Annotated in this window: 5 protein-coding genes and 1 pseudogene; 1 reads left to right on the top strand and 5 read right to left on the bottom strand. The window is 50.2% G+C overall.

The features are described from left to right. Positions 1-82: 82 nt before the first annotated feature. Positions 83-1246: pseudogene (locus tag V6E55_RS24700) on the top strand (Tn3 family transposase); the annotation flags it as partial. Positions 1247-1403: 157 nt separating this feature from the next. Here the strand turns inward: V6E55_RS24700 and V6E55_RS24695 are convergent. From V6E55_RS24695 to V6E55_RS24675, 5 genes are all read right to left on the bottom strand, one after another. Beyond that, on the bottom strand, positions 1404-1655 hold the full coding sequence (locus V6E55_RS24695; RefSeq protein WP_044704902.1) for a hypothetical protein: 252 nt from the start codon (positions 1653-1655) through the stop codon (positions 1404-1406). A gap of 106 nt (positions 1656-1761) precedes the next feature. Further along, entirely contained in the window at positions 1762-1932 is a 171-nt protein-coding gene (locus V6E55_RS24690; RefSeq protein ID WP_153983901.1) for a hypothetical protein, read from the bottom strand. Positions 1933-2216: 284 nt separating this feature from the next. Next, entirely contained in the window at positions 2217-2846 is a 630-nt protein-coding gene (locus V6E55_RS24685) for a helix-turn-helix transcriptional regulator (RefSeq protein WP_024266332.1), read from the bottom strand. 463 nt (positions 2847-3309) lie between these two features. Further along, on the bottom strand, positions 3310-4185 hold the full coding sequence (locus V6E55_RS24680) for an extended-spectrum class A beta-lactamase CTX-M-9 (protein ID WP_032489926.1): 876 nt from the start codon (positions 4183-4185) through the stop codon (positions 3310-3312). Positions 4186-4501: 316 nt separating this feature from the next. After that, positions 4502-6043, bottom strand: coding sequence for an IS91-like element ISCR1 family transposase (locus tag V6E55_RS24675; RefSeq protein ID WP_000050481.1), 1542 nt, complete (start codon positions 6041-6043; stop codon positions 4502-4504). Positions 6044-6500: the final 457 nt, after the last annotated feature.

The raw sequence follows: 6500 nt of genomic DNA, 5'->3' as shown, positions 1-6500 counted from the left end.
GCTGATAGAAACAGAAGCCACTGGAGCACCTCAAAAACACCATCATACACTAAATCAGTAAGTTGGCAGCATCACCGAATATGACCTGTTGGCAATTCTGGTCGGCAATGCAACCAATCAAGGCATTTACGGCATGGCACAGATCTCTGATCGTACCTATGATCAGCTCAGCACTATCCAGGCGAACTATCTTCGCCTGGAAACATTGAATGCTGCTAACGACAACATCAATAACGCGACAGCCAAGCTACCCATCTTCCGGTACTACAACATCCAGGAAGATGTGATCCACGCCAGTGCCGATGGTCAAAAGTTCGAAGCCCGGCGCGAGACCTTCAAAACCCGTTATTCGTCGAAGTACTTTGGCACTCAAAAAGGTGTTTCTGCCATGACCTTGATCGCCAATCACGCTGCGATCAACGCCAGAGTGATCGGCGCCAACGAACATGAATCGCACTACATCTTTGATTTGTTGATGAGCAATACGTCAGACATCATTCCGGATGTGCTCTCAACCGATACCCATGGGGTGAACCATGTGAACTTCGCGTTACTGGATCTGTTCGGATACCAGTTTGCCCCACGCTATGCCCAGGTTGGCAAAGTGATCAATGACATGTTTGATGTCAAGGAAGACAAAGAACACCGAATTCAGCTGTGCTTAAAAAAGCCAATCAATACCCATCGTATTGCGCAGCACTGGGATACCATCCAACGGATTGCAGTATCACTTAAGCAGCGGAAAACAACGCAAGCCACCTTGGTGAGAAAGCTCTCGGAGTACAAGCGCAATCACCCGCTGCTGGAAGCCCTGACGGAATACAATCGCCTGGTGAAAGCGAATTATCTACTGTGCTACATCGATGATGCCAGTTTAAGAAACTATGTTCAGCGCGCGCTGAACCGGGGAGAGGCCTATCACCAACTGCGTCGGGCCGTGAGCAGCGTCAATGGGGATCAGTTCCGGGGCAGTTCAGACGAAGAAATCCAGCTATGGAATGAGTGCGCTCGCCTGGTCACCAATGCCATCGTTTACTTCAACTCCAGGATACTCAGCCAGCTGTTGACCAGCTTCGAATACCAAGGAGATACCAAGAGAATAGATATCGTCAAACAGGCATCCCCTGTGGCCTGGCACAACATTAACCTCAAGGGGACTTACCACTTCGAATTGAGCGAAAAATTGCCAGATCTGGAGGAGCTTATGCGCTCAATCGAGGGATATTTACCCGTCAGCGAAAAGTAATACCCCTCTGGAGGCCACGGACGGCGCGGCCTCCAGAGCACTTTGTCGTTTTTGGACGGAAAATCCCTAGAACCCCGATTATGACCGCTTCTGTAACGTCTCAGGCATCGCCAGCCACGGCGAAACCTACCGTGTCAGTGACAGCCAGGATTTCTGGTTAACCCCGAACGGCCGCTATCTCAGCCAGGCTGAGTACAGCAGTCCGGCAGATACGCTTCAGAAACTGACGGGCGTGGTCAGTGGTGAAGATCCTGACCAGGTGCGGAAGAACGCCGTCAGGGTAAGGGTGTTCCGCGTCGAGAGTGAAAACAGCCATAAAGGTGCGTGCCTGCCTGTGCGTGCCGTGGTCGAAAATGATATCCATAATAGCATCCATCATGATGCGCAACTCTTCAGCGTAAATAGTCATAGCGTTCTCGATACGGCAGCACAGTCAACCTTTATAGAAACCGGCGAAGTGGTTTCAATGGTGGTGGGGCCATTGAGAGTGATGGTAGCGACCTCATTAGCATTATTTACCGGAGCGTTCGCACGCCCCCTATTCCTGCTGCTTTGATATTGGTCTGATGGTTTACCGTCACGTTATTATCTCTGCCGGCACGTTCCCGACCAGGGTTAATACCGTCGGCTAACCAGCCTGAAGTATTAACGGTCAGATCGTTAAATTTATCGTTTTCGCTAATCAAATACAGACTCCCGTTTTTCAGCCCACCTGAAGCTCCCCCTGTCGCCCTGGTGGTAATAATTGCCTTATCGTACGTAGCGGGTAAAATCCTGACCGTTACCGTTTACAGAGCCGTAGTAATAAACTGCATAGTTCGCATTGAACGTATTCTCTTGCACGGGGCTGCAAACGCTAAAATCCGGCAACATGCGTATTCAACCGCTTTATGCATTAATATTTAACTGTAGGCCCTTCTCACGGCAAAGTGATAACAATGAAAAGGGCCATCAATCAGTTTAAAATCGCTTATAACGAATGTGAGAATCGGAAAAGGGTATTGATATCGGCCCCCATTTTCTTTTCCGCACGGCGCTTTGCAGCATAGATAGTACGAATATCGACATTGAGTTCATCAGCCAGTTGCAGACAACCGTCTCCGGAAATCAATGCGCTTAAGACAGCAAACTCCAGTTCAGAGAGTGACTCTCCGCCAAAGAAGGCGTCGCGCTGATAGATAAATCTCTTTTTTAACTTTTCACAGGCCAGCGTCAGCCGATCTTGCTGATAGATAACAAGAAAAATATCTTTAGAATGCTTAAACCAGTAATTAGCCAATGGTTTAAGGTATTTATCACAAACGATAACAATTTTTAATTTCGTTTCAATTAAATAATCTATCCAACGTTCGTTAGTAAAAAAGCGCAAATGGCTGATAGAAAAATCGACAAAAATACAGCCTAAATATAGATTATTATAATTTTGTTTGAGGAGCCCCTCCATAATCCCCAGAGAAAAATAGCCACTCCCTTCTGGCCAGGTACAAAAACAATAGTCCTGGCAAAACGAAACGCGCAATGAGGCATTTGGTTTTAATTCACATTGAGAAGGGCAACTCATACAGTTGATTCTTCCGTAATCATAAATTAGTGACTTCATTGTCCCCCTCCTTATCCATGATCGAATAATTTCACTGCCATAAAATGATGTCAATATTCTTTTGGAGGCCCAATAACTCTATTGGCCGGATTAAAACAATATTCTTACAAGCCATCCAAAGGGTGGAAAAACAACCATGCGGAAATAAAGAGGAAAAACAGTGGAAGAATAACTTCCGGCGGAAACAATGAGAAAACTGCGAATGTAAATCAGATAATTACAATAAAAAGAATGAGTCATGTGACTAATCACAATGAAGACTATTCAAAATAAAATAATTTACTTCCATTACTTTGCGGATTTGTTTTTTGGGGGAGGTAATACTTTTGACTTAAAAAGGTCTTAAGGCCATCGAAAAGAATGATATTAATAATCATACAAAAAGCTGAAGATGTATATCAAGAAAAGCTTTTACGGATATATAAATAGAAAGTGGGGCACCGTAGCGCCCCATTATTGAGAGTTACAGCCCTTCGGCGATGATTCTCGCCGCTGAAGCCAGCACATCGCGGCGGCTCTCTGCGTTCTGTTGCGGCTGGGTAAAATAGGTCACCAGAACCAGCGGCGCACGACCCTGCGGCCAGATCACCGCAATATCATTGGTGGTGCCGTAGTCGCCGCTGCCGGTCTTATCACCTGCAGTCCACGACGTCGGTAAGCCGGCCCGAATGCTGGCTGCGCCGGTCGTATTGCCTTTGAGCCACGTCACCAACTGCGCCCGCTGGGTTTCGCCCAGCGCATGACCCAGCGTAAGCTGACGCAACGTCTGTGCCATCGCCCGCGGCGTGGTGGTGTCTCTCGGGTCGCCGGGAATGGCGGTATTCAGCGTAGGTTCAGTGCGATCCAGACGAAACGTCTCATCGCCGATCGCGCGGGCAAAAGCCGTCACGCCTCCCGGGCCACCGAGCTGGGCAATCAATTTGTTCATGGCGGTATTGTCGCTGTACTGCAACGCGGCCGCGCTCAGCTCTGCCAGCGTCATTGTGCCGTTGACGTGTTTTTCGGCAATCGGATTGTAGTTAACCAGATCGGCAGGCTTGATCTCGACAGGCTGATTAAGCAGCTGCTTTTGCGTTTCACTCTGCTTAAGCACCGCCGCGGCCGCCATAACTTTACTGGTACTGCACATTGGAAAGCGTTCATCACCGCGATAAAGCACCTGCGTATTATCTGCGGTATCGATGAGCGCGACGCCCAGCCGCCCTCCGCTGCTTTTCTCCAGCGCCGCCAGCTTTTGCTGCACCGCACTCGTCTGCGCATAAAGCGGCGCGCTGCCCAGCAGCAGCGGAATGCACGCCGCCGCCGCGAACATCATCCGTTGCACTCTCTTTGTCACCATCTCAAACTCCCAATACGGTCAATCCGTGTTACATCAGTATTCATTAAAAGGTCGAACTGAAAAGCAAAACGCCGCGATTTTTCTGGGTATAGGAAGTATAAACCACCTTTTTGCTCCTCATCCGAAGTATCTTACCTGAAATTCCCTCACTCGTTTACCGCTCAAGCCCCAATTTTAACTGCCGGTCCAGCCTAAACCGCTCTAATAAGGTTCGATTTGGCGGTAAAATCTCTAGCCTGATAGCTCGAGAGATACAAACTGCCCCACCGCCCCGTTTAAAAGTTGGCAGTGTTGAGCAGTGTTGGATTTGGGGTCGTCAGTCAAAGAGACGACTCTGTGATGGATCGAACAGGCTGGGAGTCAGTGGCGGCGCTCGTTCTGGTGGCAGCTCACGCTGCTTGGCGGCATTCGCCTTGGCTGTTTTCTGTTTCAGATGCTTGAGAATCTGCTCAATGACCTTCGGATCTTCGATGCTGGCAATCACTTTGACGTGACCGCCGCAGTGTTCGCAGACTTCAATATCAATATTGAAGACTCGCTTGAGGCGTTGCATCCAGGTCATGGCGCGGTGGCGCTCTGCAGGACTCTTGTCACGCCAGTTAGTATCGAGACCTTCCGATTTGTCGGGCTTCTTGCCCCGCTTGGCGGGTGTTACTTGAACTCGGTGTTTGCTGTTCGGTGCAAAGACGCCGTGGAAGCGTGTGAGGTTGACTCGCGGCTTAGGTACCAACGCAGCGAGTTTGGCGATGAAGTCCAGCGGCTCGAAGATCACATGGGTGGTGCCATTGCGGTACGGAGTTTTGAGCTCGTAACGCACCTGCCCATTGGCGGTTAATGCCAGACGTTTTTCTGAAACCGCTGGCCGACTAATGTAGCGACACAAGCGCTCAAGCTTATCCCGCTGATGCGCTTCGGCCATCACACCGGCGTGTAGCGAGAAACCAGCATGGTTGGCTACTCGACTGCTTGAGTCGGCTTTATCCTCACGCCCTGGCAAGGTTTGCAGGGTGAAGACTTTGCGCCCTTGCTGGGGGCCGACGGCAATGCGATACGTAACCGAAGCACCATGTAATTGAGTCAGCGTATCGTCTTCGCCCTCTTCCAGTGTCAACCACGTATTCTCGGCATCACGCTCCAAAATCCCACGCTTTTCCATGCAGCGAGCGATGCGATGGCTGAGGGTGTGAGCGAGCGTATTCAGCTCATCGTAAGTGGGTGCCTTGACACGATGGAAGCGTTGCTTGCCATAGTCATCTTCGGCATAGACACCATCGAGAAACAGCATGTGGTAGTGGACATTGAGATTTAGCGCGGAGCCAAAGCGTTGGATAAGAGTCACTGAGCCAGTTTGTGCAGAGGCTTTGGTGTAACCGGCTTTTTTGATCAGATGAGTTGAGAGTGTACGATAGACGATACTCAAGACCTGGCCCATCAGCTGGGGATGGCGAGCCAGCAAAAAGCGTAGCTGGAAAGGAAAGCTGAGCACCCACTGGCGAATGGGCTCCTTGGGGAAGACTTCGTCTATCAGCAGCGCCGCACTCTCGGCCATCCGGCGGGCACCGCAGCTAGGGCAAAAGCCGCGTCGTTTACAGCTGAAGGCGACCAGACGCTCGTGATGACAATCCTCGCAGCGAACCCGCATGAAACCATACTCCAGACGGCCACATTGGAGGAGGTCGTTGAATTCTTGTTGGATGTAGCGAGGCAGGTGTTGACCTTGGGCTTCGAGTGAGGCTTTGAAGGCTGGGTAGTGCTGCTCAACCAGCTGGTAGAGCAGCGTCTGGTCGGGTTGGTGGCGTTCGTAACCGTTTGTTTGAGTGGGCGATTGACTCGCCGTGGCGTTCCTTGCCAGCGACATGGGTATCCTCCGCTGATACTGTGGTTATGTACAGTATCAGCGGCTTGCGTTCAGACGTCCAGTCTGGCCCTAGACATCGCTAAATGCTTAACCCGCAATAGCCCTCACGAGTTGTTATCAGCCACTACCGGTTGAGCGAGAAGGTTTTGGGTTCAGGGTGCTATTGCTCCACCAATCACAATACTGAAGCCCCAACTGTTATCAGTTGGGGCTTTTTCTTGTCTGTTTGCGGCGGTTGCGTTTTATCGGTAGTCGTCGAGCTCTGCACCATCCCACATAAGAGCTTAACGGTGCGATCTTCAACGCCATCACACAAAACTTTCTTTTTCACGCACAGTCAACTTATTGGATGTTTTATTAACAACCCAAAAGGAGATATTTAGCGGGCGGCCGGAAGGTGAATGCTAGGCATGATCTAACCCTCGGTCTCTGGCGTCGCGACTGCGAAATTTCGCGA

The sequence above is a fragment of the Enterobacter sp. 342 genome (assembly GCF_036663495.1).
GTDB lineage: Bacteria > Pseudomonadota > Gammaproteobacteria > Enterobacterales > Enterobacteriaceae > Enterobacter.
The sequence above is the reverse complement of the archived record's forward strand: the minus strand, read 5'-3'. Positions and strand labels throughout refer to the sequence as shown.

Coding starts and splice junctions, on each gene's coding strand:
- V6E55_RS24695 (WP_044704902.1), bottom strand. CDS start 1,655: ATGACTATTTACGCTGAAGAGTTGCGCATCATGATGGATGCTATTATG.
- V6E55_RS24685 (WP_024266332.1), bottom strand. CDS start 2,846: ATGAAGTCACTAATTTATGATTACGGAAGAATCAACTGTATGAGTTGC.
- V6E55_RS24675 (WP_000050481.1), bottom strand. CDS start 6,043: ATGTCGCTGGCAAGGAACGCCACGGCGAGTCAATCGCCCACTCAAACA.
- V6E55_RS24680 (WP_032489926.1), bottom strand. CDS start 4,185: ATGGTGACAAAGAGAGTGCAACGGATGATGTTCGCGGCGGCGGCGTGC.